The sequence below is a fragment of the Flavobacterium sp. genome (assembly GCF_025352425.1).
Classification (GTDB): Bacteria; Bacteroidota; Bacteroidia; order Flavobacteriales; family Flavobacteriaceae; genus Flavobacterium.
Genome location: NZ_JANXTI010000039.1, coordinates 47,318 through 73,857, shown reverse-complemented (window position 1 = coordinate 73,857; position 26,540 = coordinate 47,318). Strand labels below are relative to the sequence as shown.

Sequence of the window (26,540 nt, the reverse complement as noted above, 5' to 3'; positions counted from 1 at the left end):
GTGAACAAATCGATGAATAACATCTTATTTTGTGATTCCTTTAGTAGTTGCCGTATAAAAGAAAGAAATAAACTATAACGTTCTAATTATTAAAAATATAGCTCAGAATATTGGCACCCATTTTTAATGCTTTTTCGCGAACCTCTTTGGGATCGTTATGCACTTCCGGATCTTCCCAACCGTCACCCAAATCACACTCGTACGTGTAAAGTAATACAAGTCTGTTATCCACAAAAACCCCAAATGCCTGCGGACGTTTGCCATCATGTTCATGGATTTTGGGTAATCCATTAGCAAAAAGATTGGGTTTCTGAAAAATAGGATGGTTCGCGGGTATCTCGACCAAATCATTGTTCGGGAAAATACGTTTTATTTCTCTGCGAATGTATTGGTCCAGTCCATAATTATCATCAGCATGAAGAAATCCGCCGGAAAGTAAATAGTTCCTTAAATTGATTATTTCAGCATCGCTAAAAACCACATTACCATGCCCTGTCATATGCACAAAAGGATAGGAGAAAATCTCAGAACTTCCGGGTTCAACTGTTGCAGGCTTTGATTTGATATAGGTGTTGATTGTTTGATTTGCATATTTTATCAGATTTGGTAATGACGTTGGGTTCGCATACCAATCGCCACCACCACTGTATTTCAGCAAAGCAATTTCCTGAGAAAAGCTTACCGTAGAAATCAATAAAAAAAGAAAAAACAGTTTTTTCATAAATGCATTATCGTTATACTTCATTCTTAAAAACTACGCTGTGACAGGCAATAATAGCTGCAGTTTCAGTACGTAATCGTGTTGCTCCCAAAGATACGGGAATAAAATTAGCAGCAATAGCCTGTTGGATTTCTTTAACAGAAAAATCGCCCTCGGGACCAATTAAAATCGTTATAGCTTCACCGGTTTTAAGTTCATTTTTCAATGATTTTTTATTCGATTCTTCGCAATGCGCAATAAACAATTGTCCGGATTTTAATGTTTTTACAAACTCATTAAAGCTGACAGGTTCGTTTAATTTTGGCAAATAACAATTTAAGGATTGTTTCATGGCACTTTCCAGAATCTTTTGAAATCTATCCATTTTGATAACTTTTCTTTCTGAGTGTTCACAAATGACTGGAGTTATTTCCTGTATGCCTATTTCGGTTGCTTTTTCTAAAAACCATTCGTAACGCTCGTTCATTTTGGTAGGAGCAACAGCTAAATGCAAACGGAAATTTGGAGCATCCTGCTGTTCAAATGAAATAATTTTTACCGTACACTTATTATCTGAAGCGATTGTAATTTCAGTTTCAAATAAAAAACCTAAACCATTTGTAACATGCAAAATATCACTTTCTTTTTTACGCAATACTTTAATGATGTGTTTGCTTTCTTCCTTATCGAAAACAAAGGAGGTTTGGGTTTCATTAATGGTTGGATTGTAGAATAGTTGCATATTTTTAAAATTCTATTCGCGCTTTGGAAATTACATTGGCATCCGAAAATTTATCGTGTAAAAATTTTTGATAACCCACAATTCCAATCATCGCAGCATTATCAGTAGTGTATTCAAATTTAGGCACAAATGTTTTCCAGCCATATTTACTTTCGGCATCTTTTAATGTTTGCCGAATACCCGAATTGGCTGAAACGCCACCACCAATCGCAATCTGATTAATGCCCGTTTCGGCCACAGCCAATTTCAATTTATCCATCAGGATTTCAATGATAGTGTGCTGCACGGAAGCACAGATGTCAGTTTTGTTTTCTTCTATGAAGTTTGGATTTTCCAATACATTTTTCTGGATAAAATATAGAATTTGGGTTTTCAACCCAGAGAAACTAAAGTCCAATCCCGGCATTTTGGGTTTGGTAAAGGAATATTTTTTTGGATTTCCTTCTTTGGCAAATTGGTCAATCAACGGACCGCCAGGATAGGGAAAGCCTAATATTTTTGCGGTTTTGTCAAAAGCTTCACCGACGGCATCATCAGTAGTTTCACCAATGATTTCCATATTGAAGAAGCTATTTACTTTTACAATTTGCGTATGTCCGCCGGAAATGGTCAACGCCAAAAAAGGAAATTGAGGTTTATCATACCCGTCTTCCTCAATAAAGTGTGCCAAAATATGAGCATGCATATGATTCACTGCAATCAGCGGAATGCCCAAAGCCATTGCCAACGATTTAGCAAAAGAAGAACCTACTAGCAGCGAACCCATCAATCCCGGGCCTTGCGTAAATGCAATAGCGGACAATTGATTTTTAGTGATATTGGCTTTCTTCAGTGCTACGTCAATTACGGGAACAATATTCTGTTGGTGCGCTCTTGAAGCCAGTTCGGGAACTACGCCGCCATATTCCTCATGAATGCTTTGCCTCGCTACTATATTTGAAAGTACAACATCATTTCTTAAAACCGCAGCAGCAGTATCGTCACATGAACTTTCAATAGCCAGTATAAAAACTTCTTCAGGATGCATAAAACGCGCAATTTTTGAATTATATTTGACAGTCGATTCAAGAAAATCAATTGTAAAGATTTTACAAAGGTAATTTTCTTTCCCAAGTCAAAAGAATAATTGGAAAAAATTAAAGCAAATAACGGTTTTAAAAAATTTCGAAAGATATTTTTCCGCACTATTATTGCGCTGATTTTACTATTGTTACTACTCACTATAGCGCTTTCACTGCCTGTTGTGCAAACCAAAATAGCACATTACGCTACAGATAAACTCAACACTAAATACGGCACGGACATAAATATTGATGAAGTTGCCATAACTTTTTTTGGAGGTGTTAAACTCAAAAAAGTACTTGTTTTAGACAATCATAAAGACACTTTAATTTTTTCGGACCGAATCAGGACCAGTGTTTTGGATTTCAAACAACTGGTTGACGGGCAGTTGCTTTTTGGCGACTTGTATCTTAACGATTTTTACCTTCAGATCAAAAATTATAAAGGCGACAAAGACACCAATCTGGATAAGTTCATTGCCGCTTTTGAAGATGGGAAAAAAAGTACCGGAAAGTTTTTGATGACGTCCAAAAACATTTATCTCAAAAACAGCCGTTTTGTAATGGTTGATTTAAACAGACCCAATCCAAAAGATGTTGAGTTTACTAAGCTGAATGCACATTTAAAGGAATTTAAAATTCAGGGACCAAATGTAATGACTCTGATACAAACGATGGGTTTTCACGACCATCGTGGCATTGATGTTGCCAATTTAACGTCTGATTTTAAATATACGAAAAGCAATATTACGCTTGGCAAATTGGAAGTGACTACAAAAGAATCCTTTCTGAAAGGGAATGTTATTCTCAAATACAACAAAGAAAATCACGATTTCAGTGATTTTAACAACCGCGTAAAATTTGATATAACTATTGACAGCGCAACATTGGCAACCAATGACATTCGCTATTTTTATAAGGAATTGGATAAAAATCAAAAATTTTCCCTGAAATCAAAAATAAAAGGAACACTTAATAATTTTTACGCTACCAATGTTGATCTGAAGGATTATAAATTTTCAACCATTAAGGGCAATGTTAACTTAAAAAACCTCTTTCCAAGAAGCCCCGGGAAGTTTTACATGAAAGGAAACTTTAAAAGAATTTCTTCCAATTATGTCGATTTAATCAAGTTGTTACCAAATATACTTGGTAAAAAATTGCCATCATCGCTACAAAAACTTGGACAATTTAACTTTACCGGCGATGTTGAAGTCACGCAGCAATACATCAACTCTGACTTTGTTATGAATACAGCGTTAGGTATTATCGAATCAGATTTGCATATTTCCGACCTGGACAATATTGATAACGCAAAATACCACGGAAATATCATTTTAGATGGATTTAATGTTGGTGCCATCATGAATGATAAAGATATTGGAAAAGTAAGTATGAACGTTGATGTTGACGGAAAAGGATTTACACAAAAATACATCAATACATCGTTTTCCGGAGATGTTTTCCAAGTGAAATATAATGGCTATAACTATACCAAGATTATTGTAGACGGAAGCTTTAAACAACCAATATTTAAAGGAGATTTTTATATAAACGATCCAAATTTATTTATGGATTTCAGCGGAGTTCTCGATTTATCCAAAAAAGAAAATATTTATGATTTTCACTCTAAAATTGATTATGCCAATTTAGAAAAGCTACATCTTATCAAAGATTCTATTTCTGTTTTTAAAGGAGATGTTTTGGTAAAAGCAACCGGAAATTCTATTGATAACTTGCAAGGAAACCTGTTGCTTACAAATGCATCTTACCAAAATAAAAAAGATTTATATTTTGTGGATTCCATGAATGTAAATTCGAGTTTTGATGCCAGTGGAGAAAGGGCTATTACCATTGATTCGCCTGACGCCATTGAAGGTTCGGTGGTTGGGAAATATAAATTCAACCAGTTGCAGAAAATGGTAGAGAATTCTCTGGGTACTTTTTACTCCAATTTTAAACCCAATAAAGTACTGCCGGGACAATATCTGAAATTTGATTTTGATCTGCACAGTAAAATTATAGAGATATTTAATCCCGATATTTCCCTTGCCAAAAACACCAAATTAAAAGGGAACATCAGCTCGGAAAGCAAGAATTTCAAACTCGATTTTAGTTCTCCGCAAGTAGTAGCCTATGACAATACGTTTGATAATATAATGGTTCAGGTTGACAACAGAAACCCGTTGTATAATGCTTATGTTCAATTAGATTCGATAAAAACAAAGCATTATAAAATCCGCGATTTTAGCATGATTAATACATTTTCAAAGGATACATTGCACTTCAGAACCGAGTTTAAAGGCGGAAAAAGAGGGAATGATTTCTACAATCTGAATTTTTACCATACCATAAATAAAGAGAATAATAACGTAATTGGATTTAATAAATCGGAACTTCAGTTCAAAGATTATCTATGGTTTTTAAACGAAAAAGAAGATGGAGAAAAGAGCAAAATTGTCTTCGATAAAAAGCTCAGCAACTTTTCGTTTAAGGATTTGATTATCTCTCACGGAAATCAAAACATCAATCTTGTTGGCGTCTGGAATGGTAAAAAGGAGAAGGATTTTCAACTTACCTTTGACAATGTAAATCTGAATAAGGTCACGCCCGATGTGGAGAAATTTAAATTTGACGGAAACCTTAACGGTGTTATTAATTTCAAACAAAACAATACCGTTTTTCAGCCTACTTCAACATTGCAGATTGATAGTTTAAAAGTCAATGACATTGCACTTGGCAAAATGAATCTGGACATTAAAGGAGACGAAACGCTGCGTAAATTTCACTTGAATTCAAATCTGGAAAATCAAAATGTGGAAGCTTTTAGCGCCAACGGAAATATTCAGATTAGTGATAATAAAACCTTATTGGACATTGACCTGAATTTCGACAAATTCAACCTTGGGGTTTTAGGAAAAATAGGCGGCGATGTTATTACGAACATTCGGGGATTTGCTTCAGGAAGTGCCCGAATTGATGGCGATATCAATAATCTTGATTATAACGGAAGGTTGTTTATAAACGAAGCGGGACTAACTATTCCGTATCTGAACACCGATTATGTGTTTGATAATAATTCGGCTGTAGATGTTACCGAAAACAAATTTATAATCAGGGAAACCAATATTACTGATACAAAATTTAATACCAAAGGAAGTATAAGCGGATTTATTAAGCACAAACAATTTGGCGACTGGCAATTGGATTTGTCTATTTACACCAAACGACTTTTAGCTCTGAATACCGTCGATCAGGAAGATGCGGCTTATTATGGAAAAGCTTTTATGAATGGTTCCGCCAGCATAAAAGGACCAACGGGCAATTTAATGATAAAGGTTGATGCTGAATCTGCTAAGGGAACTGATATTAAAATTCCGATAAACGATGCCGAAGCTGTGGAAGATAGCAAATACATACGTTTCAGAACTCTCGAAGAAAAGAAGAAAAAGAAAGGCGAACAGGTAGCTCAGTCCAAAAATTACAATGGGCTCGAGCTGGAATTTAATTTTGAGATTACGGAGATTGCCAATGTGGAAGTAATCCTAAATAGGGAAAATGGTCACGGAATGAAGGGGAAAGGAAACGGAACGTTGCTCTTTAGGATTAATACCTTAGGGAAATTCGAAATGTTTGGTGATTTCTCAGTAGTATCGGGCTCGTATAATTTTAAATATGGAGGATTAATAGACAAAAAATTTGACGTAAGAAAAGGCGGTTCCATAACCTGGACAGGAGATCCAATGGCTGCTGTTTTAAATCTGGAAGCAGTTTATAAAACCACGGCAAATCCTGCGGTTCTGATTGATAATCCATCGTTTAATAAGAAAGTAGATGTGGAAGTTATCATTGGGATTAAGGGAGATTTGACCAACCCTGAACCGGATTTTAATATCAACTTCCCAACAATAGGGAGCTCACTAAAATCAGAGATTCAATACAAACTCGATGATAAGGATACGAGACAAACCCAAGCGTTATACCTGCTTTCTACAGGTAGTTTTTTGAGCCCGGAAGGAGTGACACAAAGTCAGTTATCCAATAATCTATTTGAGAAAGCCAGTAGCCTTTTCAGCGATATATTTTCAGGCGATAATGATAAGATTTCTATTGCACCCGAATATATTGTTGCCGATAGAACACCCGGTCAACAAACGGATGGACGGATTGGAGTTACCGTTTCCTCAAGGATAAACGATCGGATTACCGTTAACGGAAAAGTTGGTGTTCCTGTTGGAGGTATTACAGAAACAGCCATAGTTGGCGATCTTGAAGTGCAATACCGTGTAAACAGGGACGGTACGCTTAACCTGAGGGTATTCAATAAAGAAAACGACATCACTTATATCGGACAAGGAATTGGCTATACGCAAGGAATTGGTATGTCTTATGAAGTTGACTTTGATACTTTTAAGGAATTGGTAAACAAAATATTTAAAAATGCCAAACTGGAAAAGGTAGATTCCAAAAATGTCAACGAAGTACACGATTCAAGTTTGTCACCGGATGGTATACAAATTAAGGATAAAAAAGACAAGAAAAAGGACGACACTAAGCCAAATCAAGACGCAATCCCAACCGAGGATTAACGTTCAAATTCATTCAGGACATTCATAACTAATAAACTTATCAACGAAAACGATTGAATTTCACCCAATTTATTAATATAACAATAATATGGGTCAAACAATGGTTCTTGTTTGCTAATTTTACATTTTAATACTAAAAAAATGTCAAAAACCATAAAAAAAATAGGCGTGCTGACTTCAGGAGGAGACTCTCCCGGAATGAATGCAGCCATCCGTTCAGTGGTTAGAACCTGTGCTTATCATCACATTGAATGTATTGGTATATACAGAGGTTATCAGGGAATGATTGAAGGAGATTTTAAGGAAATGGGGCCACGAAGCGTCAACAACATTGTAAACAAAGGAGGAACTATCCTAAAGTCTGCAAGGTCAAAAGAATTCATGACCGTTGAAGGCAGGCAGAAAGCACATCAGAATTTAATCAACTCCAATATCGATGCTTTAGTGGTTATTGGCGGTGATGGTTCTTTTACGGGTGCCGAAGTCTTTAATAATGAATTTGGTTATCCCGTGATGGGAATTCCGGGTACAATTGACAATGATATTTTTGGAACAAGCCACACATTAGGTTTTGATACTGCGCTGAATACAGTTGTTGAATGCATCGATAAAATTAGGGATACTGCCAGTTCGCATAACCGTCTGTTCTTAGTTGAAGTTATGGGAAGGGATGCCGGTCACATTGCGCTGAATGCCGGAATCGGTGCCGGTGCTGAAGAAATCCTGATTCCTGAACAGGATTTAGGATTGGAACGTCTTTTAGAATCGTTACGCAAAAGCAAAGCTTCTGGAAAATCATCAAGTATTGTGGTTATTGCCGAAGGTGATAAAATTGGGAAAAGTGTATTCGAACTTAAAGATTATATCGAAGAGAATATGCCCGAATACGACATCCGTGTCTCGGTTTTGGGGCATATGCAACGTGGTGGGGCGCCGTCTTGTTACGACAGGGTTTTGGCATCGCGCCTTGGCGTGAAAGCGGTTGAGTCATTATTGGAAGGAAAATCCAATTTCATGGTTGGAATCTTAAATGATAAAGTCGCATTAACACCATTAGAGAATGCCATCAAAGGCCATTCAGAAATCGACAGGGAATTGCTGAGGGTTTCTGATATTATGTCAACATAAAGGGGATTCGGTTATTTGGTTATTCGTTGATTCGATAACACACAAATAACCGCATAACCACATTAACAAATAAACAATAATAGAATGTCAAAAGTAAAATTAGGAATAAACGGTTTCGGCCGAATTGGAAGAATAGTATTCAGGGAAACCTACAACCGTGATAATGTAGAAGTTGTAGCCATAAACGATTTATTGGATGTAGATCATTTGGCCTATTTATTAAAATATGATTCAGTACACGGACGCTTTGCAGGGAAGGTTGAAGTGAAAGACGGAAAGTTATTTGTAAACGATAAGCACATCAGGGTTACCGCTGAAAAAGATCCAAAAGCATTGAAATGGAATGAAGTTGGAGTAGATGTCGTTGCCGAATGTACCGGAATTTTTACCACGCTGGAAACAGCTCAGGCGCATATTACCGGTGGTGCCAAAAAAGTGGTTATTTCTGCGCCATCTCCCGATGCACCAATGTTTGTAATGGGAGTTAACCATACAAAAGCAACAGCAGCGGACACCATTGTTTCAAATGCTTCCTGCACCACAAACTGTTTAGCGCCATTGGCAAAAGTAATCAATGACAACTTCGGAATTGTAGAAGGTTTGATGACAACTGTTCACGCTACAACAGCTACGCAACTAACCGCTGACGGGCCATCCAAAAAAGACTGGAGAGGCGGGCGGGCTGCGAGCGTAAACATTATTCCATCATCAACAGGTGCTGCAAAAGCGGTAGGGAAAGTTATTCCTGAATTGAACGGAAAACTGACAGGGATGTCTTTCCGTGTTCCTACAGTTGATGTTTCAGTGGTAGACTTGACTGTGAAAGTGGCAAAAGAAACGTCCTATGAAGAAATCATGGCAGTGTTAAAAAAGGCTTCAGAAAACGAACTAAAAGGCATTCTTGGTTACACTGAAGACGATGTAGTTTCTCAGGATTTCGTTTCTGACACAAGAACTTCGATTATCGATGCCAAAGCCGGAATTGGTTTAAACTCCACATTCTTCAAGTTAGTTTCATGGTACGATAACGAGTATGGTTATTCAAGTAAACTGATTGACTTATCTGTTCATATCGCGAATTTATAATAGAAAAAAGATGAAGAGATGAGAGACAAAATGATTCTATGAAGAGTCTGTCATCTATTCGTCTAACTTTTCAATACCTTAAACATTATGAAATTATTAGTTGACAGTGGATCCACCAAAGCCGATTGGATTGCCATTGATAATAACGGAAAAGTACTTTTCACTACGCAGACACTGGGTTTAAATCCCGAGGTGCTGGAGAAAGCAGAAATTATCAATCGTCTCGACGACAAGTTTGATATTTCGCACAATAGGGACAAAGCCACCCATCTTTACTTTTATGGCGCAGGCTGCGGAACAGACCGAATGAAAAACTTTCTGACAAAGGTGTTTCAGGAATATTTCAAGAAAGCGGTCGTTTCCGTTTTTGAAGATACCTATGCTGCCGTGTATGCAACCACTCCAAAAGGCGAAGAGGCGATAGTTTGCATCCTGGGAACAGGCTCAAACTGCAGTTATTTTGATGGAAAAGTATTGCATCAGAAAGTGCAATCGTTAGGTTACATTGCCATGGATGATTGTTCTGGAAACCGCTTTGGAAGACATCTGATACGCGGATATTCCTTTAACAAAATGCCAAAGGAATTAGCCCAAGAGTTTGAGGAAGAATACAATCTCGATCCGGATTATATTAAGAATAATTTATACAAGGAGCCGAATCCGAATGCCTATTTGGCAACTTTTGCAAAGTTTTTGATTAAGCACAAAGACACTGAATTTTGCCGGCAATATATCTATTCCGAATTGGAGGATTTTGTGGAAAACTACATTATGCAATTTGAAAATTATAAAGAAGTTCCGGTACATTTTGTAGGTTCCATCGCATTTTATCTGGTAGATGAACTGACAGAAGTATTAAACAAATACGGCATTAAAATAGGCAACGTCCTCCGAAGACCCATCGACGGTTTGATTGCCTATCACGTTTTAAATAAATAGCTTTATTTTTCATTCTCCGCTGAGGAGGGAATCCATAAAAAGGTCTGCTGAATAGCAGACCTTTTTATATCTGACAGAACCTTACTGCCGAATCCGATTTAACATGAGGTTATGTAATAATTATTGAAAATCGTGTAAATCTTTACCGTTACTACTTATTGAAATTTGCCATAACAAATTAGATACAAAATGAAAGTCCTAAAACTACAGGTTCTATCAGGACCGAATGTATGGAGCAACTACAGAAAGAATTTAATACAAGTAAAAGTCGACCTTGAAGGACTGGAAGATTATCCTACGGATAAAATGCCTCAGTTTACCGAAAAAATTAAAGAATTACTACCCGGACTGATAGAACATGAATGCTCGGAAGGTGTTCATGGTGGTTTCTTTATTCGTCTGGAAAGAGGTACATGGTTGGGTCACGTAATCGAACATGTGGCACTCGAGCTTCAGACGATGGCTGGAATGGAAGTAGGATATGGAAGAACAAGAGGCGCTCAGGAAAAAGGAGTATACAATATAGTTTTCGCCTATGAAATCGAAATGGCAGGACTTTACGCCGCAGAAGCATCTTTCAAGCTTGTGGAAGCATTAAGCAGAAACCTCCCTTATGACCCAACAGCGGATATTGAAGAACTGAAGCAAATCAAAAGAAAATACGGTTTAGGCCCAAGTACTAAAAGTATTGTAATGGAGGCGGAAAAACGCGGTATTCCATGGAAACGGCTTAGTAATAATTCTCGCATTCAGTTAGGGTACGGCAAAAACCAGGTTCGTTTTCAGGCAACCATTACCGCAAAGACATCAGCATCAGCAATTAATACTGCTGGCAACAAAGACGATACCAAACGACTGCTTTCTGCCGCTCATATCCCTGTTCCGGAGGGTGATATTTGTACGGGTGTGGAAGGCCTGATGGAAATAATAGATAATATTGGTTACCCTATTGTAATTAAGCCCCTTGACGGAAACCAAGGTAAGGGAGCTTCAATAAACATTAACAGTGACCAAAGTGCAATAGCCGCTTTTGAACACGCATTAACCTATGGGAAATATGTTGTGGTTGAAAAATATATAGAAGGCGATGATTACCGCTTACTGGTTATTGACGGTAAATTTTGTGCTGCCTCAAGACGTATTCCGGCTTGTGTTGTAGGCGACGGTATTTCCACGATAAGGGAATTGATAGAAATTACAAATAGCGACCCTCGAAGAGGAGATGCCCATGAATCTGACCTTACGAAGATAATACCCGATAACGATACGTTTAGGCAATTAGAAAGATCGGGCTATACAATTGAAAGTGTACTGCAAGAAGGCATCACTTTTTACCTGAAATCCACAGCAAACTTAAGTACCGGTGGAACTGCTATTGATGTAACTGATGAGGTATGTCCTGAAAACCGTTTTATAGCTGAAAGGGTTGCGGCCCTAGTTGGCTTAGATATCTGCGGGATGGATGTGATGGCAACTGCTATTTGCCGCCCATTGCGTGAAACGGGAGGGGCGGTGCTCGAGGTTAACGCTGCCCCTGGATTCAGGATGCATCTTTCCCCATCGGAGGGAAAATCCCGTAACGTAGCCACAGCGGTGGTAGATATGTTTTACCCGGACGGTGCACCAAGCCGTATACCCATCTATGCTATCACAGGTACAAACGGCAAAACGACAACCACGCGCTTACTCGCACATATAACCAAAAACGCTGGGTTTACTACAGGTTTTACAACTACGGATGGGATCTATATAGGAAACTATAAAATATGCGACGGAGATACTACGGGGCCTTTGAGTGCTGCTACCATCCTATCGGATCCCACTGTTGACTGTGCGGTTCTGGAAACGGCGCGTGGCGGTCTACTCCGCAGCGGACTTGCGTTTGAAACATGTGACGTTGGAATTATCACAAATATAAGGGAAGATCATCTTGGATTGAATGATATTCATACCCTCCAAGATCTCGCGAAAGTTAAAGCGATAGTAGCACGCAGTGTAAGAGATTCAGGATGGGCTGTATTAAATGGCACAGATAAGCATTGTCTTGATATTGCAGCCGAATTAAGTTGTAATGTGGCGCTTTTTGCATTGGATGAAACTACCAACGCCATTCAGGCACATATAAATAGAGGAGGAACAGCAGCAGTGCTAGACGGAAACGAGATTTTTATTCTCGAAGGCCACCAAAAAACCTTTCTGGCAAACCTCGCGGATATTCCATTGGCGGCTGATGGACTGTGTTCTTTTATGGTTGAAAACGTATTGGCATCGTCTTTAGGAGCATATACTGGCGGAATTGAATTGGAATGTATTCGTCAGGCGTTGCAGACTTTTATTCCAAGTTATGAGCAGACACCCGGAAGAATGAACCTCTTTGAAATGGATGGTTATCGGGTACTCGTTGATTATGCCCATAATCCACACGGCTTGACCGCGCTCAAAGGATATCTCGATACTATTCAGGCGGTACGGAAAATTGGAATTATTGCTGGCGTAGGTGATCGACGTGATCAAGACATTATTGAGTTTGCCGAAATAGCTGCGGGAATATTTGACCATATCATTGTACGCCAGGAACACAGCCTTCGTGGCAGAACAATCGATGAGATAAATGAACTTATAGTAAAAGGCATTCAAAAAATTAATCCCAACGCAAAAATCGACCTGGTCCCAGATGAAGTTGAAGCGGCAAAATACGCACTCTCTATTGCTGAAAAAGGCGATTTTGTAGTAGCACTAAGCGATCAATACAACCAGGTAATCGCGGTTATCAAGGATGAGCTTCAAAACACCAGGCCTATAGCCATAATGGATGCAGCCGAGCTTACAAATTCGATAGCAAGCTAACGACGGTTTTACTAAGCAGCCACTTCTAGTTTCCTCTTGCAGATCTTACTAAGTAAATCAGCATTGACGAACCCAAATACGTAAATGCGAGAGTTCCAATGAAATGCATCATGAGTTAACCTCGAAGTGTCAAACTTTGTGCTTTTACTTTACATTTGCAAAAACATCACTCATGGAAATTGCCATAATTGCGCACGATGCGAAAAAAGCTGACATGGTTCAGTTCATTAATAAAAACAAACATCTTTTAGAAAAAGAGCATATCAACCTTATTGCTACCGGAACTACCGGAAGTAAGGTAGAAGCCGTCGGTATTAAGGTAAAGAAAATGCTTTCCGGTCCAGAGGGAGGTGATGCCCAAATTGCGGCGCGTGTCGCTGAAGGGAAAACCAAAATGGTACTCTTCTTTAAAGACCCAAATTCCAGCCACGCCCACGAACCCGACATTAATATGCTGATTCGGATTTGTGATGTTCACAATGTGCCTTTGGCTACCAATGAAGCGACTGCGCAATTGCTATTGTTGGGACTCGATGAACTAAGGTAGATTCCATTCTAGTTTCTTAAACTTTCATACACTACAAGTGCTTATATTTTACTATTTTACCCTTGACAGTTTTAACATATCAAGTCTAAAAACCTTTAATTATATAATAACGAGCACCCTATTATATAACACATTTTTCTTTGGTTGAATTAAATTTGGAGTAAGACCCCTTTTAATTCTTTCATTATGCCAATAGTCAACATCCACCAAAAATTAACCCCCTGCCTTTGGTTTGATTCAAATGCTTGGGAAGCAGTAACCTTCTACACTACTATTTTCAATAATGTTGAGAAAGGAAAAATCTCCTATTACGGACCAGATATGCCCATGCCTCAGGGCAGTGTATTGACAATTCAGTTTCAGATTGAAGGACAGGAGTTTCTCGCGCTCAACGCGGGGCCTCAATTTAAATTCAACGAAGCTGTTTCGTTTATGATAAACTGCGATACCCAGGACGAGATTGATTACTATTGGAACAAACTGACAGAAGATGGCGGTGAAGCAAGCGTTTGTGGCTGGCTTAAAGATAAGTTTGGTCTATCATGGCAGGTAGTTCCTGCGACATGGGGAGACATGGTAGCCGACAACGATACCAAAAAGGTTAACAACGTAATGCAGGCGATGATGAAAATGAAGAAGCTCGACATTGCGAAGTTAGTGCAAGCCTATAGCGGAAACCCTGACGTCATAAAACCCTAAAAAATAAAGCTATGGAAAAGATAAATCCCGTAGTGCATTTTGAAATGCCAGCATTAGACAGAAACCGAATGTCAGTTTTCTATGCCAATGCATTTGGCTGGAAAACGCAGATGCTTGGGGAAGATATGGGCAATTATGTAGTAGTGACCACTACAGAAACAGACGATGATGGAATGATTAAAAATCCCGGTAGCATCAATGGTGGCTTCTTTCCAAAGAATGAGGAAACGCCTGATCAATACCCTTCATTGGTAATTGGTGTTGAGAATATTCGTGAGGCGATGGACAACATCATGGCCGCAGGAGGCACCCTGCTTGGCGAACCGGCAGAAATTAAAGGTCACGGATTGCATTTATCGTTTTATGACACCGAAGGAAATAAGGTGAGCATCATTCAGCCTACTATAAAAATGCCATCTTCGGGAAAATGAGAACTTTAACCCCCATATTATTTATGATTGTCGCATCCTCCTGTAGTCCAAGAGAGAACTTCAAAATGGCTTCTGGTAATAGTATTGACATTATTGAAAGGGCAAAACCTATAGTGGAGGATAAGAATATCAATACCCAACTGCGAGACACTATTAAGATGTTGGAGCAAGATGAAAAAGGAACCTACAGTGCTATAGGAATAATTGACTCGACACACCCCCGAATCTATGTGAGGTTTAAAAATGAGTTTACCGGAAATTTGTATGCTGTAATCACGCCACTCGGGGGTGAAGGAAACATCCGTTTTGATCAAATCCTATTTCCCGATAAAACTTCTGATGGTCCATTTGGGAGAGATATAACGCTGGAACTTAAACAAACAGGCAAACACACTTTGATAATTAGTCATTCCTTAATGGCAGAGCAGCCCTATAAAGGAAAATTTAGTATTAAGCTTCAGGTGGCAGAGAAATAGCATACTTTTGCCATACGAAGGATTCGCGCAGAAGTGTTGGAATATTCATCATACGATTAAAATGAGAATGCTTGTCTTTTACAACAAGCATTCTCAAAATCAACCTTAAAAGTTTTATTTTTTGACCACTAAATCCATTCCACATTTGGGGCATTTTCCAAGTTTGTCACTAGTTACTTCGGGGTGCATCGGGCACGTGTAAGTCATAGCCATAGTGTGTTTTTTGGTTTTCATTTTTTTGGTTTTCATCATCATTGAGCATTTATCCATTTTACCATTCATGTCTATGCAATGTCCTTCTTTCATTGTCATTTTTTTACCGTCTTTCATTACGCATTCTCCATTAGTCATGCAGGTAGTACCGTTTTTCATTTTCATGTCTTTGGTCATAGGCATCGTTTTACCATCTTTCATGCACATCATTTTACCGTCTTTCATCATGCAACAATCTTTCATCATTGCTTTTTTTGTTTTAGTTTGTGCGTTAGTGTTACTTGCTGTAAGTGATAGTGCTATGAGTAGCATTACAGAAAACATTCTCGCAATCATTTTTGTATTTTTCATAATATTAGATTTAATTTTATTCAGTTGCGCTGTTTCTCGCTCTTCAGATTGCTGTTACCCAAATTATTTTATAAATTATTTCGTGATAAAGGTGACTTAACTAGTTCCATACACTATTACGTTATTCTTACTAATGGTTACATAATTCTCACGTATTCTTTAATAATTCAGATTTACACCAAACCCGATACCCATATCATTATCATAATGGGCTGTAACTCCCGAGTTTCTTGTGAAAATATATTTTAGTGGGAAAGCAAGGTTTCTGAACCTACTTTTTCTGCTACCATCACAAATGATTTGTTACCGTTGATTGTTCCGGCTGCTACCGGAATGCAGATTTGTTTTGGGGTGTTGCGAGTTGATTTTGATGTCGGAACTTCTAAGTTTACCAGTGCTATTATATCAATTGATGCTAACTCTAGTAGTACTAGTTTTACCCTGACGCCTCACCCGCTACCAACCGTAGATGGAGTACGTATTGCTGTGCTACAGGTGCGGTATTATCAGGAAGTGAATGGGGAAATGTTTTTGTTGAATGAATTGAAGGAGCAAGAGGTTGAGGTTGTTGGGGTTTATTAAGTACAAGGTTGCAAAACCACACGAAAGATTCACTCCGTCGAATTTCATTTCGTGCATTAGCAAGGTTCATGATGATGAAAAGCAAAAAATGACGACTAAAAACACACTGTGACAATGGGTTTATGATTGATGAACCCCTAAGTATGATCCCGAAAAATGCTCCAAATGCGGAATGAATTTTGTAGCGAAGAAATAAACATACACAAATAATTGGCGAACAGATCATCTTATTGTTCGTCTTTTTTTTGAAATTAAAAAACCTTACTTTTACGCTTGTGAAATTATTAACCCTAATATTATCATGCTATAATATCACTTTCATGTATGCCTTGTGCAGCTGGAGAGTCAACTAGCTCTGTTTGCTCTTAATTCGTGCAAGAACAATTCCAGCGAAACTAAAAAGAAGAAGTCATTACCGAAACAAAAAAGTCAATCTATCGTTCATTTTAAAGATGCCCAAATAGGCTATCAGATTAGAATTAGGCGGTTTTGAAAATAAAATCTAACCTCTTCCTTAAAAATCAATGGTAAACTTTCTTTGCCTCCCAAATATCAGGCACAAGTAAGTATTTTGAGTGGTGGAATTGTAAAAAATATTCATGTACAAGAAGGCGAGTTTGTAAAGGCTGGCAAAACATAGCTACTATAATCAATACAGAAGTTCTACAACAAATAAAAGTAAACCTAGGAACAACAGATTTAGGTTACAGCGAGGTAAAAACAATTGATGAAATTTCTGCCAATGCTAAAGTTGTAATCAAAGGAGCGTATTATTTATTATCAGAATTAACTAAAGGTAGTAGAGAAGAATAATTAAATTATGTTATAGTAATTATGGAAAATAATAAATCACATTGGGAAAATGTTTTTGCTACAAAACAACCCTATGAAGTCAGTTGGACACAGAAATATCCAAAAACTTCTATGGATTATTTAGACAATTTGAACTTATCTAAAACCGCCAACATTATTGATGTTGGTGGTGGCGAGAGTAATTTGGTTGATGCATTGTTAGAAAAAGGATATGAGAATATTTGGGTATTGGATATTTCAGAATGTGCTTTGGAAAGAGTAAAAAAACGGTTGGGAAGCAAAGCGGATAAAGTACATTGGATAGTTTCTGATATTACGGAATTCATACCCAAGGTAACATTTGATTTTTGGCACGACAGAGCCGTTTTTCATTTCTTAACAGAAGAGGAAAGTATCAATAAATATGTTGCTATCATTGGGAATTCAATAAATCAAAACGGGAATTTTCTATTAGGCACTTTTTCGGAAAACGGACCTTTAAAATGTAGCGGTTTGGAAATTAAACAATATTCAGAAAATACGATGAAGCAAACTTTTAACCAAAGTTTTCAAGCTGTGAAATCTTTCACAGAAAATCATACAACTCCTTTCGATACCATACAAAATTTTCAGTTTTGTGGATTCAGAAAGAGATAACAAAGAAATAATTTTTGATACAAAATAAAACTAATTTAAAGCAAATTCTGTTTTTGGAGATTTCTTTATTACGCTGCACTCCATATAATTAGGCTTTGCCTCGGGCCTTTGTTCTTTGTTCTTTGTTCTTTGTTCTTTGTTCTTTGTTCTTTTTACAAATGCCGTACTTTTTCCTCCTCCATATCCAATTGATGCAAATGGCGGCGAACGATTCCCTCGTCCAGATTCCCATCCTTCCGGTTCTTTTGCAGTAACCATTTCCGTTGTTTGCGCAGGATGTTGAGGTAGATGATTTTACCATCGGCGGTCATTTCGGTGTCCTCGGTAAGCATTTTACTGGCTTCCCATTTGTCAGCTATTTTCTGCAGTAGTGGCTGTTCTTCTAATGCCTTTCCATATTGGTCTTTTAGCTGCTCGAGTGCGAATGCAGCCATTTCGTATTTTATAAGTTTGTATTGCTGTTGCTCTTCGGCTTCCTGTTCTGGGGTCATCATCTCCAGCCTGCGTATGAAGTAGGGCAGCGTTAATCCCTGCAAAATCAATGTAAGCAGTATTACCACAAAAGTGATAAATAGAATAAGGTTCCGTTGCGGGAATGGATTTCCATTATTTAAGTATTCGGGAATCGATAAGGCTGCTGCCAAAGATACCACGCCACGCATTCCCGTCCAGCCAATGATAAACGGCCCTTTTATTTCGGGCTTAGCCGAATCAGCTACCGGGATAAACTTACGTATCATCAAAGTAGTGATTACCCCTCCGTAAGCTGCCAGCATCCTTACTACGACTAAAACCAGTGTAACCAACATACCATAACCAATCGCAGAGTTAAAGCTCACGCCTTCCTTTTCAAGTCCGGCGGTGACGGCGGGGAGCGAAAGCCCAATTAACGTAAATACCAGTCCATTCAGCACAAAAATAAGGCTCTGCCACACATTATAGCCCCTGACCCGAGAGGCACTCGACAGGAAGGAATGCCGGTTGTTGGATAAATAAAGCCCCGCACTCACCACAGACAATACTCCCGAACAATGGGCTTCCTCTGCGGTTAGATAAATAATGTAAGGCATTACGAGGGTGAAGACAATATCCATATTGGCATCGGTAGGAAGGTATTTGTGTAGTTTCATAAAGATCAGTCCAATCAGCAGCCCAATAGCAATACCGCCAAGAACCATCCAGGAGAAACTAAAAACTGCTTTCGAAAAGATAAACTGGGTGGTGCTTACCGCCACTAAGGAAAACCTAAAGATAATAAGTGAGGAAGAATCATTTAAAAGGCTTTCCCCTTCGAGTATGGAAGATATAGTTCGTGGGACCTTTACAAACTTTAAGATGGCACCCGCACTCACCGCATCGGGAGGGGAAACAATACCGCCTAACAAAAAGCCCAGCGCGAGTCCGAAACCGGGTATAAAATAGTCCGCCACCAGGGCAACAGTAAAGGCGGTCAGGAATACCACCACAAAGGCGAAGCTTAATATAATCCGACGCCAGTGCCACAGTTCTTTCCATGAGATTGCCCAGGCTGCTTCATAAAGCAGCGGTGGGAGGAAGATTAAAAATATAAACTCCGGATTTATTTTTATGTTGGGAATCCCCGGAATAAAGCTAATCAGTAATCCCGCAACAATCAATAGGATAGGGTAGGCCACCTTAATCTTATCGGCAATCATCATAATAAAGACAATGGCGAAGATGAGGATTAGGTAGAAGGGGAAGCTGTTTAGCATTGTTGGTGTTGGTTTTCTGTTGTCTGTTTTCTGTTGTCTGTTATGTGTTGTCTGTTATGTGTTGTCTGTTAGTTAAAATTAAAAACTGACAACTGAGAACCAATAACTGTCACTTATTTCACAGCTGTCATCGAAATCTCAACATTCACGCCTTTTGGTAAACCTGCCACCTGAACGGTTTCCCTTGCCGGCGCAGTCCGCTCGTCAAAGTAACTTCCGTAAACGTTATTGATACGGGCAAAGTCGCCCATATTCATAATAAAGATGGTCGTTTTTACTACGTTGTCAAAGTCCATGTCGGCAGCTTGGAGAACGGCTTTCATGTTTTCCATGACCTGTTTGGTTTCGGTTTCTATATCGTCAAGAACCAATTCCATCGTTACAGGATGCAGTGCTATCTGCCCTGAAGTATAAAGGGTGTTGCCAATCAAAACCGCCTGATTGTAGGGACCTATTTGGGCGGGGGCTTTGTCTGTGTATATTATTTTTTTCATGATTATTTGTTATTAGTTATCGGTTGTCAGTTTTCGGTTATCTGTTATCGGTTAATTAAATTGAGAATTGAAAACCGACAACTGACAACTATTTCAAAGTCCGGTCCGTCTGGTTTCGTTTATCCCATTTGATATCGCTCAAAACTCCTGCTTTTATTCCGATGAAGAATCCCCAATAGGGGTTATCTCCAAAAGGTACCCAGTTGAAGTCCATTCGCCAGCTCAGCAAATCCCTTTCAAACCGAAGCTGCGTAAAGGTAACGCCTTTCTGTACAAAATCATAGCCTGTAGAAACGCCAATTTTCCATTTGGGCGTCAAATCGGTATTCATGGAAACCATCACCGAGTTTCCGGTTATTTTCTTCTCGCGGTTATTATTGGAAAACGTCAGCGAATAGGCGAGGTTCATATCCCAGGGGAGTTTGTATTTAAAGAATTCCGTGGGGGGTTCCGATTCGGTGGCATCCTCCTTAAACTGGCTTTGCCGCCTGTCGCTTAAATCGGTATTGCTTCCGAATAAGTCATCCTCACGGCCACCGTTTCTTTCTCCCTGTGTATTTTTCTTTTCGCCATCCTCAAGATCCTTACTTGAAAAAGCATAATTCAAAGTCATATTGGCACTGGTCATTCTGAACAAACTTCCACCGTTGTCAATGTTCCAGGTATTGATTCGTTTTCCGGAATTGCTTATGGCATAGGGGTCGAGTGTCATACCAAAATTGACATTCATTTTCTGTTTGAAGAATTGTGTTCCGCCACTAACGCGCATAGGTGACCATTTTAAGGAATCGGCTGTAATATCATAACTTGTCGAGAAATTCAAATTGTTCAGCAACATTACTTTCCTCGGTTCTGTTTTGGTTGAATCCTTGTCGGTTACTTTGGCTTCAAACGTATTACTCAAATTGAAACCTAAATTATTGGACATATTTTTTCCCGGTGCGCCAAAAATCCCCTTGTCGAACCGCGTGTACTCTTTTATCATGGTTCCGCTTCCGTCAGCGTCGTAGGTGTCATAGTATTTCGAAAAACTTGGTGTGTAGCTATAAGAAACATTCGGGCGCATCACGTGTCTGATTGCCTTTATTTTTTTGGTTTCACCGAAATTAAACGTCCCATAAATAGTTGTTCCCAATCCGGCGGAGAATGAATACGTCCTGAAGGCATCAAATCCCTGTACATCGGTATCAACAACAGCGTTCCGTGTTGGATTAAATTGACGTTTGATGGTTTTTAGATACCACACTTCATTGTAATTCATCGAAGTAGTAGCACTAAGGTATTTAAAAACCTTGAAATTCGTACTCAATGGAATGCTGTGCTGGAAGCCAACCCTCGCATCCCTGAACATTTGTGGTTTAAAGAAAAGTGAATCGGTTGTCTCAATCCGGTTTTCGCCTCTTAGGTTATATTGCAGATTAATATTCTTAAAAAAGCCTTTTTTCAAACCGTCTTTCGGAGCAAAAGGATATATCCTGTCAACGCTTAATGTCATCGTTGGCAAGGTCATACTGATTTGTTCTGTATTTGTGTTTTGTGAATGCGTCGCTGCCAGTGTTAAATTTACCTGAGGCACTGAGTTGAATGTTTTGGAATAGGAAATAGATGAACTTAACGTATTGTTCAATCGAGAACCTACATTACTTTGATTAAGGGAATTGATAAAATATTTACTAGTTCCGAGGTTTACCGCAGCCGAAAAGCGAGAGTTGGGGTTTGACTTAGCATCTTTAGTATGTGACCATTGTATGTTGTAATTATTACTTCTCCTATAGTCAAGATAACCTCTTTCACTTTCGATAATGTTCTCAATCCTGATATTTACATTCCCAGAAAACTTATATTTCTTAGCACACGAGGATTCGAAGCGCATGGCATAACTTCCGTTGGTGTAATAATCGCACAAAACCGCGAGGTCGTAATTATCGCTTAGCGCGAAATAATACCCTCCGTTTTGCAGTGAAAAACCTCTGGTGTTGCTATCGTTATAACTCGGAATAATTAATCCGGAACGGGCTTTTTCAGTCATTGGAAAGAAGGCAAAAGGTAAAGCCAGTGGCGTTGGTACATCAGCGATAACCATATTGGTAAAACCAACCACCACTTTTTTCCCTGGAACCAGTTTTACCTTATTGGTCTTGAAGTAATATTCGGGGTCGTCAATATCTTTGGCTGTAGTAAAACGGGCGTTTTTCATAAAGTAGACGGAGTCGTTTTCCTTTTTGGTGACTTCCGCCTTTACTTTAAACTCACCCTGATCTGTTCTTGAATTCCAGACCAAAGCTTTTTTAGTTTTATAATTAAACCGGATTGAATCGGGCTCCACAACATTATTTCCTTGTTTAAAAACCGGTCTTTGGGTATAGGCACCTGTTGAGTCTTTTATTCTTCCGGCATAGACTTCGTTTTTATTGTAGTCAATGACGATAATCCCCGATTTAAGTTCTATATCCTGGTAATAAACTTCGGCTTTGTTGTAAAGCGTAATTAGCTTTTTCTTTTGGTCAAACTTTTCGTAGTCAACTGCCTTTCTTTTAATCTTACTCTCAAGCAATGGCTTTTTCTTAAGCGAATCGGTTACTTTAACTTCGATGAGTTCAGGTTTAGGTAAAGTATCATTTACGGGCTTAGTTTCCTGATTCTTAGACGGGAAAGAATTGGTTTTTTTTGGCAAGTCTTGTGAATATGTTTTTAGGTTTCCCAGTGTTAGGAAAATTGTTAAAAAAACGATATAAAATAAGTTTCTTTGCAAAGGTTTAATGCTATTTTTGTAGAAATATGGCCTGATTTTTGCCGAGGCAAACTTAAACAATATTTTCGGTCAAAAATACGGAAATATTAGTTTTATACCCTTTCGGTTTTAATTAAAATTAACTTTTACATTCTTATGAATACTTATAGATACAGCAAAGTTCTACTAACGTTATCTTTCTTCTTTATCATTTCGCAAAGCTATGCGCAATCAAAATTCAAGGTCACCCTTGATGCCGGTCATGGAGATCATGATTATGGTGCTGTATATCACGGACATATTGAAAAAAACATCGCTTTGGCAGTAGTGTTGAAAGTGGGTAAGTTATTAGAAAAAAATTCCGGTATCGAAGTAATCTATACCAGAAAAGGAGATCAGTTTATTGATTTGGTGGAACGCGCTAATATTGCCAACAGGGCTGATGCCGATATTTTTGTGTCGATACACTGTAATGCCAATCCGAACAATGCTGCAGATGGCTGTGAAACTTATGTAATGGGTATGTCAAAAAATGCTTCCAATCTCGAAGCGGCAAAACGTGAGAACTCTGTTGTAACATTGGAGAAGGATTATAAGCAGAAATATGAAGGTTTTGATCCAAAATCTCCCGAGTCATTCGCCGGAATCATTATGGCACAGGAGTTATATTTAGATCAGAGTATCGCTTTGGCAGGAAAGGTGCAAGGACAATTTATTCAGTTAGGCAAAAAAAGCCGTGGTGTAAAGCAGGCGCCCTACATGGTTTTGCATAAAGCCTACATGCCAAGGGTTTTGATAGAAATGGGTTTTATTTCCAATCAGGCTGAAGGTTCAAAATTAGACTCAGAAGACGGTCAGCAGGAAATTGCAGAATCTATAGCCGATGCGATTATCAGTTACAAAAAAGAATATTTTGGTGCTAGTGACAATGATACAATGATTAAACCATCGCAAAAAATGGAACCTGTAAAAGTGCCTGATTCCATTGTAAAAAAACCAACGGTGAAAGCTCCTGAAGTTAAAAAACCGGAACTAAAGCAAGAACCAAAACCGGAGACCAAACCAGAAGTTATAACCTCCGGAATTGCATCATTCAAAGTCCAGCTATCGGCAAGTGGAAAAAAATTGGAGCCAGTTCCAGCTAATTTCAATGGTTTGAGTAATATTTCCATTGCTTCGGAAGGAAATCTATACAAATATATGTACGGAGAAACTACCAACTATGAGGAAGCCAAACGATTATTATCCGAAGCCAAAGCCAAAGGATATTCCTCTGCCTTCTTAATTGCTTTCAAAAATGGTAAGAAAGTATCGGTTCAGGAAGCATTAAAGCAATAATAATAAGGAGGTTTAATTATTTATTTTAACTTTGCCAAAAAATTTTTACATTGAGAATCACTAGAGAAATCAAGACAGCAATTTTAGTAATTGCATCAATTTTATTATTTATTTGGGGTTATAGCTTTTTAAAAGGGAGAGATTTACTTACTGATTATAAAACATTCTACGTCCATTATGACAATGTGGAAGGCTTAGTTAATTCTGCACCGGTGACTATTAACGGACTTACCGTTGGAAAAGTCAGCGGTATCAAATTTTTGGATACGGCAGGTAAAATTGAGGTGTCCTTACAAATCAAATCAGATTTCGTTTTTTCAAAATCAAGTATGGCTTCTATCTATGAACCGGGATTAATTGGCGGTAAGCAAATTATGATCACCCCTAATTTTAAAGATAAAACGGTTGCTGTTTCAGGAATGACGTTGAACGGTGAGGTCAAACCCGGTTTAACATCTTTGGTTGCGGAACGGTTAACGCCGCTTCAGGAAAAAGTAGAAAAAATGGTGGTTTCTGCCGATGTACTTTTGAAAAATGTAAATACTATTTTGGATTCAGATACTAAAGCAAATCTGAAAAGCAGCATTGCCAACCTTGATGCTACTTTAGCTGAATTCAAAGTTGCTTCTAAATCGGTAAACGAAATTTTAGCAGATAATAAAGGAAAACTCAGCTCGGCATTGACAAATGTAGATAAGGCTTCGGCTAATTTCTCAAAAATGGCTGATTCTTTATCCAATGCAAATATTGGTAAAACTGTCAAAAAACTCGAAAAAACATTAGCTAGCGTTGATAAAATCATGGCAGATGTCCAAGCTGGGAAAGGGACTCTTGGAAAGCTTGCCAAAGACGAAACTATGTATGCCAACTTATCCAAATCATCCAAAGAATTAGAACTGTTACTACAAGATTTTCGTTTGAATCCAACGCGTTATGTAAATGTTTCCCTTTTCGGAAAGAAAAACAAACCGTATAAAGGCCCGGTAAACGATACTATCAAAAAGAAGTAAAACGTAAGCCAATGATGTATATCGACAACATACTTTTTGCTATCATCCTCATTTTGGGAATTGGTTTTTTTGCTAAAAACGTAAAGAAGCTAAAACGCAATATCAATCTGGGACATGATGTTAATCGTAATGATAATCCATCAGCACGCTGGGCAAATATGGCGATGATTGCTTTAGGACAATCCAAAATGATAAAAAGGCCGGTTGCCGGATTTCTTCATATTATAGTATATGCCGGTTTCATCATCATCAATCTGGAGGTTTTAGAAATCATGATTGACGGGCTTTTGGGAACGCATAGGATATTCTCTTTTTTGGGAGGATTTTATGGATTTCTTATAGGTTCGTTTGAAATATTGGCGGTTTTAGTTTTAATAGCTGTAATTGTTTTCTGGATTCGAAGAAATATTATACGACTGAAACGTTTTGCCAGTTCCGATTTGAAAGGTGCGCCTAAAAGAGATGCGGATACGATTTTGTATTTCGAAATAGTTTTGATGTCCTTGTTTCTGATTATGAACGCAACCGATTTGCATTTTCAGCACCTGAATTCCGGAAACGTAATTTCACAGTATATCAATCCTTGGTTTTCCGCATTAGATATTGCCCAGGTCGAAGCTATTGAAATGATTGCCTGGTGGCTGCATATCACCGGAATTTTAGTGTTCCTGAATTATTTATATTATTCAAAACATTTACATATTCTTTTAGCTTTCCCTAACACGTATTTCGCGGATTTGCATCCAAAAGGACAATTCGACAATCTCGAAAGTGTTACCAAAGAAGTAAAATTGATGATGGATCCCAATGCTGATCCTTTTGCTGCACAGCCTGTTGATGCTAGTTCGGTTCCGCAGAAATTTGGCGCTTCTGACGTGCAGGATTTGAATTGGGTACAATTGCTGAATGCGTATACCTGTACAGAATGTGGTCGTTGTACATCGGCATGCCCGGCAAATATAACCGGCAAAAAACTGTCGCCACGTAAAATCATGATGGATACGCGTGACAGACTGGAAGAGGTTGGAAGAAATATAGATAGTAATAAAGGAGTTTTTGTTCCTGATAATAAAGCATTACTGAATGACTACATTACGCCGGAAGAACTTTGGGCTTGCACATCCTGCAATGCCTGTGTGGAAGAATGTCCGGTAAATATAAGTCCGTTGTCAATTATCATGGATATGAGACGCTATTTGGTAATGGAACAAAGTGCGGCGCCACAGTCGTTAAACGCGATGATGACCAATATTGAAAACAACGGCGCACCTTGGCAATATAACCAACAGGACAGATTAAATTGGAAAAACGAAAACTAAATAATCTTATAACAAATTACCAAAAATGTGAGACTTGGGAATTTGTCAAATGAATGTGAAATAATAAAAAAGTAA

Annotated in this window: 21 protein-coding genes; 14 read left to right on the top strand and 7 right to left on the bottom strand. The window is 38.4% G+C overall.

The window, feature by feature from the left end; genetic code table 11:
* Positions 1 to 82: 82 nt before the first annotated feature.
* From Q0Q99_RS05885 to tsaD, 3 genes are read right to left on the bottom strand one after another with little or no spacing between them, the layout of a single operon-like run.
* On the bottom strand, positions 83 to 721 hold the full coding sequence (locus tag Q0Q99_RS05885) for a DUF4159 domain-containing protein (RefSeq protein WP_293892853.1): 639 nt from the start codon (positions 719 to 721) through the stop codon (positions 83 to 85).
* Between the two features lie 13 nt (positions 722 to 734).
* Positions 735 to 1,442 carry a 16S rRNA (uracil(1498)-N(3))-methyltransferase gene (locus Q0Q99_RS05880; protein ID WP_293892850.1) on the bottom strand — a complete coding sequence of 236 codons (708 nt, stop codon included), beginning with the start codon at positions 1,440 to 1,442 and terminating at the stop codon, positions 735 to 737.
* A gap of 4 nt (positions 1,443 to 1,446) precedes the next feature.
* The gene (gene tsaD / locus Q0Q99_RS05875; RefSeq protein ID WP_293892847.1) at positions 1,447 to 2,469 is read right to left on the bottom strand and encodes a tRNA (adenosine(37)-N6)-threonylcarbamoyltransferase complex transferase subunit TsaD; all 1,023 of its coding nucleotides are present in this window, start codon (positions 2,467 to 2,469) and stop codon (positions 1,447 to 1,449) included.
* 99 nt (positions 2,470 to 2,568) lie between these two features.
* On the opposite strand from tsaD, the gene Q0Q99_RS05870 reads away from it, so the two are divergent.
* From Q0Q99_RS05870 to Q0Q99_RS05830, 9 genes are all read left to right on the top strand, one after another.
* The gene (locus tag Q0Q99_RS05870; RefSeq protein ID WP_293892844.1) at positions 2,569 to 7,092 is read left to right on the top strand and encodes a translocation/assembly module TamB domain-containing protein; all 4,524 of its coding nucleotides are present in this window, start codon (positions 2,569 to 2,571) and stop codon (positions 7,090 to 7,092) included.
* A gap of 141 nt (positions 7,093 to 7,233) precedes the next feature.
* Positions 7,234 to 8,220 (top strand): 6-phosphofructokinase, encoded by a 987-nt coding sequence (pfkA, locus tag Q0Q99_RS05865; RefSeq protein ID WP_293892841.1) that lies wholly within the window; start codon positions 7,234 to 7,236, stop codon positions 8,218 to 8,220.
* A gap of 84 nt (positions 8,221 to 8,304) precedes the next feature.
* Positions 8,305 to 9,306 carry a type I glyceraldehyde-3-phosphate dehydrogenase gene (gene gap, locus Q0Q99_RS05860; RefSeq protein ID WP_293892838.1) on the top strand — a complete coding sequence of 334 codons (1,002 nt, stop codon included), beginning with the start codon at positions 8,305 to 8,307 and terminating at the stop codon, positions 9,304 to 9,306.
* Between the two features lie 87 nt (positions 9,307 to 9,393).
* The gene (locus Q0Q99_RS05855; protein ID WP_293892835.1) at positions 9,394 to 10,245 is read left to right on the top strand and encodes an N-acetylglucosamine kinase; all 852 of its coding nucleotides are present in this window, start codon (positions 9,394 to 9,396) and stop codon (positions 10,243 to 10,245) included.
* A 189-nt stretch (positions 10,246 to 10,434) separates the two neighbouring features.
* A complete protein-coding gene (gene cphA, locus Q0Q99_RS05850) occupies positions 10,435 to 13,092 on the top strand; it encodes a cyanophycin synthetase (protein WP_293892832.1) in 2,658 nt (885 codons plus the stop codon).
* Between the two features lie 172 nt (positions 13,093 to 13,264).
* A complete protein-coding gene (locus tag Q0Q99_RS05845; RefSeq protein WP_293892829.1) occupies positions 13,265 to 13,639 on the top strand; it encodes a methylglyoxal synthase in 375 nt (124 codons plus the stop codon).
* Positions 13,640 to 13,825: 186 nt separating this feature from the next.
* Positions 13,826 to 14,338 carry a VOC family protein gene (locus tag Q0Q99_RS05840; protein ID WP_293892826.1) on the top strand — a complete coding sequence of 171 codons (513 nt, stop codon included), beginning with the start codon at positions 13,826 to 13,828 and terminating at the stop codon, positions 14,336 to 14,338.
* Between the two features lie 11 nt (positions 14,339 to 14,349).
* Positions 14,350 to 14,769 carry a VOC family protein gene (locus tag Q0Q99_RS05835; RefSeq protein ID WP_293892823.1) on the top strand — a complete coding sequence of 140 codons (420 nt, stop codon included), beginning with the start codon at positions 14,350 to 14,352 and terminating at the stop codon, positions 14,767 to 14,769.
* Entirely contained in the window at positions 14,766 to 15,245 is a 480-nt protein-coding gene (locus tag Q0Q99_RS05830) for a hypothetical protein (RefSeq protein ID WP_293892820.1), read from the top strand. The genes Q0Q99_RS05835 and Q0Q99_RS05830 overlap by 4 nt, the downstream gene beginning before the upstream one ends.
* Before the next feature lie 114 nt (positions 15,246 to 15,359).
* Here Q0Q99_RS05830 and Q0Q99_RS05825 read toward each other — a convergent pair whose 3' ends face one another.
* Positions 15,360 to 15,809 (bottom strand): DUF6799 domain-containing protein, encoded by a 450-nt coding sequence (locus Q0Q99_RS05825; protein WP_293892817.1) that lies wholly within the window; start codon positions 15,807 to 15,809, stop codon positions 15,360 to 15,362.
* 300 nt (positions 15,810 to 16,109) lie between these two features.
* Between Q0Q99_RS05825 and Q0Q99_RS05820 the strand changes: the two genes are divergently transcribed.
* A complete protein-coding gene (locus Q0Q99_RS05820) occupies positions 16,110 to 16,391 on the top strand; it encodes a hypothetical protein (protein WP_293892814.1) in 282 nt (93 codons plus the stop codon).
* Between the two features lie 834 nt (positions 16,392 to 17,225).
* Positions 17,226 to 17,840, top strand: coding sequence for a class I SAM-dependent methyltransferase (locus Q0Q99_RS05815; protein WP_293892811.1), 615 nt, complete (start codon positions 17,226 to 17,228; stop codon positions 17,838 to 17,840).
* A gap of 152 nt (positions 17,841 to 17,992) precedes the next feature.
* On the opposite strand, the gene Q0Q99_RS05810 is transcribed toward Q0Q99_RS05815, so the two are convergent.
* The 3 genes from Q0Q99_RS05810 to Q0Q99_RS05800 all read right to left on the bottom strand — a co-directional run bounded on the left by Q0Q99_RS05810 (position 17,993) and on the right by Q0Q99_RS05800 (position 22,741).
* On the bottom strand, positions 17,993 to 19,573 hold the full coding sequence (locus tag Q0Q99_RS05810) for a Na+/H+ antiporter (protein WP_293892808.1): 1,581 nt from the start codon (positions 19,571 to 19,573) through the stop codon (positions 17,993 to 17,995).
* A 113-nt stretch (positions 19,574 to 19,686) separates the two neighbouring features.
* Positions 19,687 to 20,067: a RidA family protein gene (locus Q0Q99_RS05805; RefSeq protein ID WP_293892805.1), complete on the bottom strand. Its 381-nt coding sequence runs from the start codon at positions 20,065 to 20,067 to the stop codon at positions 19,687 to 19,689.
* Between the two features lie 88 nt (positions 20,068 to 20,155).
* The gene (locus tag Q0Q99_RS05800; protein ID WP_293892802.1) at positions 20,156 to 22,741 is read right to left on the bottom strand and encodes a putative LPS assembly protein LptD; all 2,586 of its coding nucleotides are present in this window, start codon (positions 22,739 to 22,741) and stop codon (positions 20,156 to 20,158) included.
* A gap of 213 nt (positions 22,742 to 22,954) precedes the next feature.
* Between Q0Q99_RS05800 and Q0Q99_RS05795 the strand changes: the two genes are divergently transcribed.
* Genes Q0Q99_RS05795 through Q0Q99_RS05785 form a run of 3 tightly spaced genes read left to right on the top strand, consistent with a single transcriptional unit; the run spans position 22,955 to position 26,465 of the window.
* Entirely contained in the window at positions 22,955 to 24,136 is a 1,182-nt protein-coding gene (locus tag Q0Q99_RS05795; protein ID WP_293892799.1) for an N-acetylmuramoyl-L-alanine amidase, read from the top strand.
* Between the two features lie 50 nt (positions 24,137 to 24,186).
* Complete coding sequence (locus Q0Q99_RS05790; RefSeq protein ID WP_293892796.1) at positions 24,187 to 25,146, top strand: MlaD family protein; 960 nt, start codon at positions 24,187 to 24,189, stop codon at positions 25,144 to 25,146.
* A gap of 11 nt (positions 25,147 to 25,157) precedes the next feature.
* Positions 25,158 to 26,465 (top strand): (Fe-S)-binding protein, encoded by a 1,308-nt coding sequence (locus Q0Q99_RS05785; protein WP_293892793.1) that lies wholly within the window; start codon positions 25,158 to 25,160, stop codon positions 26,463 to 26,465.
* Positions 26,466 to 26,540 lie beyond the last annotated feature (75 nt).

Excerpts from the sequence above, each read along its gene's own strand:
- Q0Q99_RS05845 (WP_293892829.1), top strand. The coding sequence starts at position 13,265 with ATGGAAATTGCCATAATTGCGCACGATGCGAAAAAAGCTGACATGGTT.
- Q0Q99_RS05815 (WP_293892811.1), top strand. The coding sequence starts at position 17,226 with ATGGAAAATAATAAATCACATTGGGAAAATGTTTTTGCTACAAAACAA.
- gap (WP_293892838.1), top strand. The coding sequence starts at position 8,305 with ATGTCAAAAGTAAAATTAGGAATAAACGGTTTCGGCCGAATTGGAAGA.
- Q0Q99_RS05785 (WP_293892793.1), top strand. The coding sequence starts at position 25,158 with ATGATGTATATCGACAACATACTTTTTGCTATCATCCTCATTTTGGGA.
- Q0Q99_RS05880 (WP_293892850.1), bottom strand. The coding sequence starts at position 1,442 with ATGCAACTATTCTACAATCCAACCATTAATGAAACCCAAACCTCCTTT.
- tsaD (WP_293892847.1), bottom strand. The coding sequence starts at position 2,469 with ATGCATCCTGAAGAAGTTTTTATACTGGCTATTGAAAGTTCATGTGAC.
- Q0Q99_RS05830 (WP_293892820.1), top strand. The coding sequence starts at position 14,766 with ATGAGAACTTTAACCCCCATATTATTTATGATTGTCGCATCCTCCTGT.
- Q0Q99_RS05885 (WP_293892853.1), bottom strand. The coding sequence starts at position 721 with ATGAAAAAACTGTTTTTTCTTTTTTTATTGATTTCTACGGTAAGCTTT.
- Q0Q99_RS05855 (WP_293892835.1), top strand. The coding sequence starts at position 9,394 with ATGAAATTATTAGTTGACAGTGGATCCACCAAAGCCGATTGGATTGCC.
- Q0Q99_RS05840 (WP_293892826.1), top strand. The coding sequence starts at position 13,826 with ATGCCAATAGTCAACATCCACCAAAAATTAACCCCCTGCCTTTGGTTT.
- Q0Q99_RS05795 (WP_293892799.1), top strand. The coding sequence starts at position 22,955 with ATGAATACTTATAGATACAGCAAAGTTCTACTAACGTTATCTTTCTTC.
- Q0Q99_RS05835 (WP_293892823.1), top strand. The coding sequence starts at position 14,350 with ATGGAAAAGATAAATCCCGTAGTGCATTTTGAAATGCCAGCATTAGAC.
- pfkA (WP_293892841.1), top strand. The coding sequence starts at position 7,234 with ATGTCAAAAACCATAAAAAAAATAGGCGTGCTGACTTCAGGAGGAGAC.
- cphA (WP_293892832.1), top strand. The coding sequence starts at position 10,435 with ATGAAAGTCCTAAAACTACAGGTTCTATCAGGACCGAATGTATGGAGC.
- Q0Q99_RS05810 (WP_293892808.1), bottom strand. The coding sequence starts at position 19,573 with ATGCTAAACAGCTTCCCCTTCTACCTAATCCTCATCTTCGCCATTGTC.
- Q0Q99_RS05805 (WP_293892805.1), bottom strand. The coding sequence starts at position 20,067 with ATGAAAAAAATAATATACACAGACAAAGCCCCCGCCCAAATAGGTCCC.
- Q0Q99_RS05825 (WP_293892817.1), bottom strand. The coding sequence starts at position 15,809 with ATGAAAAATACAAAAATGATTGCGAGAATGTTTTCTGTAATGCTACTC.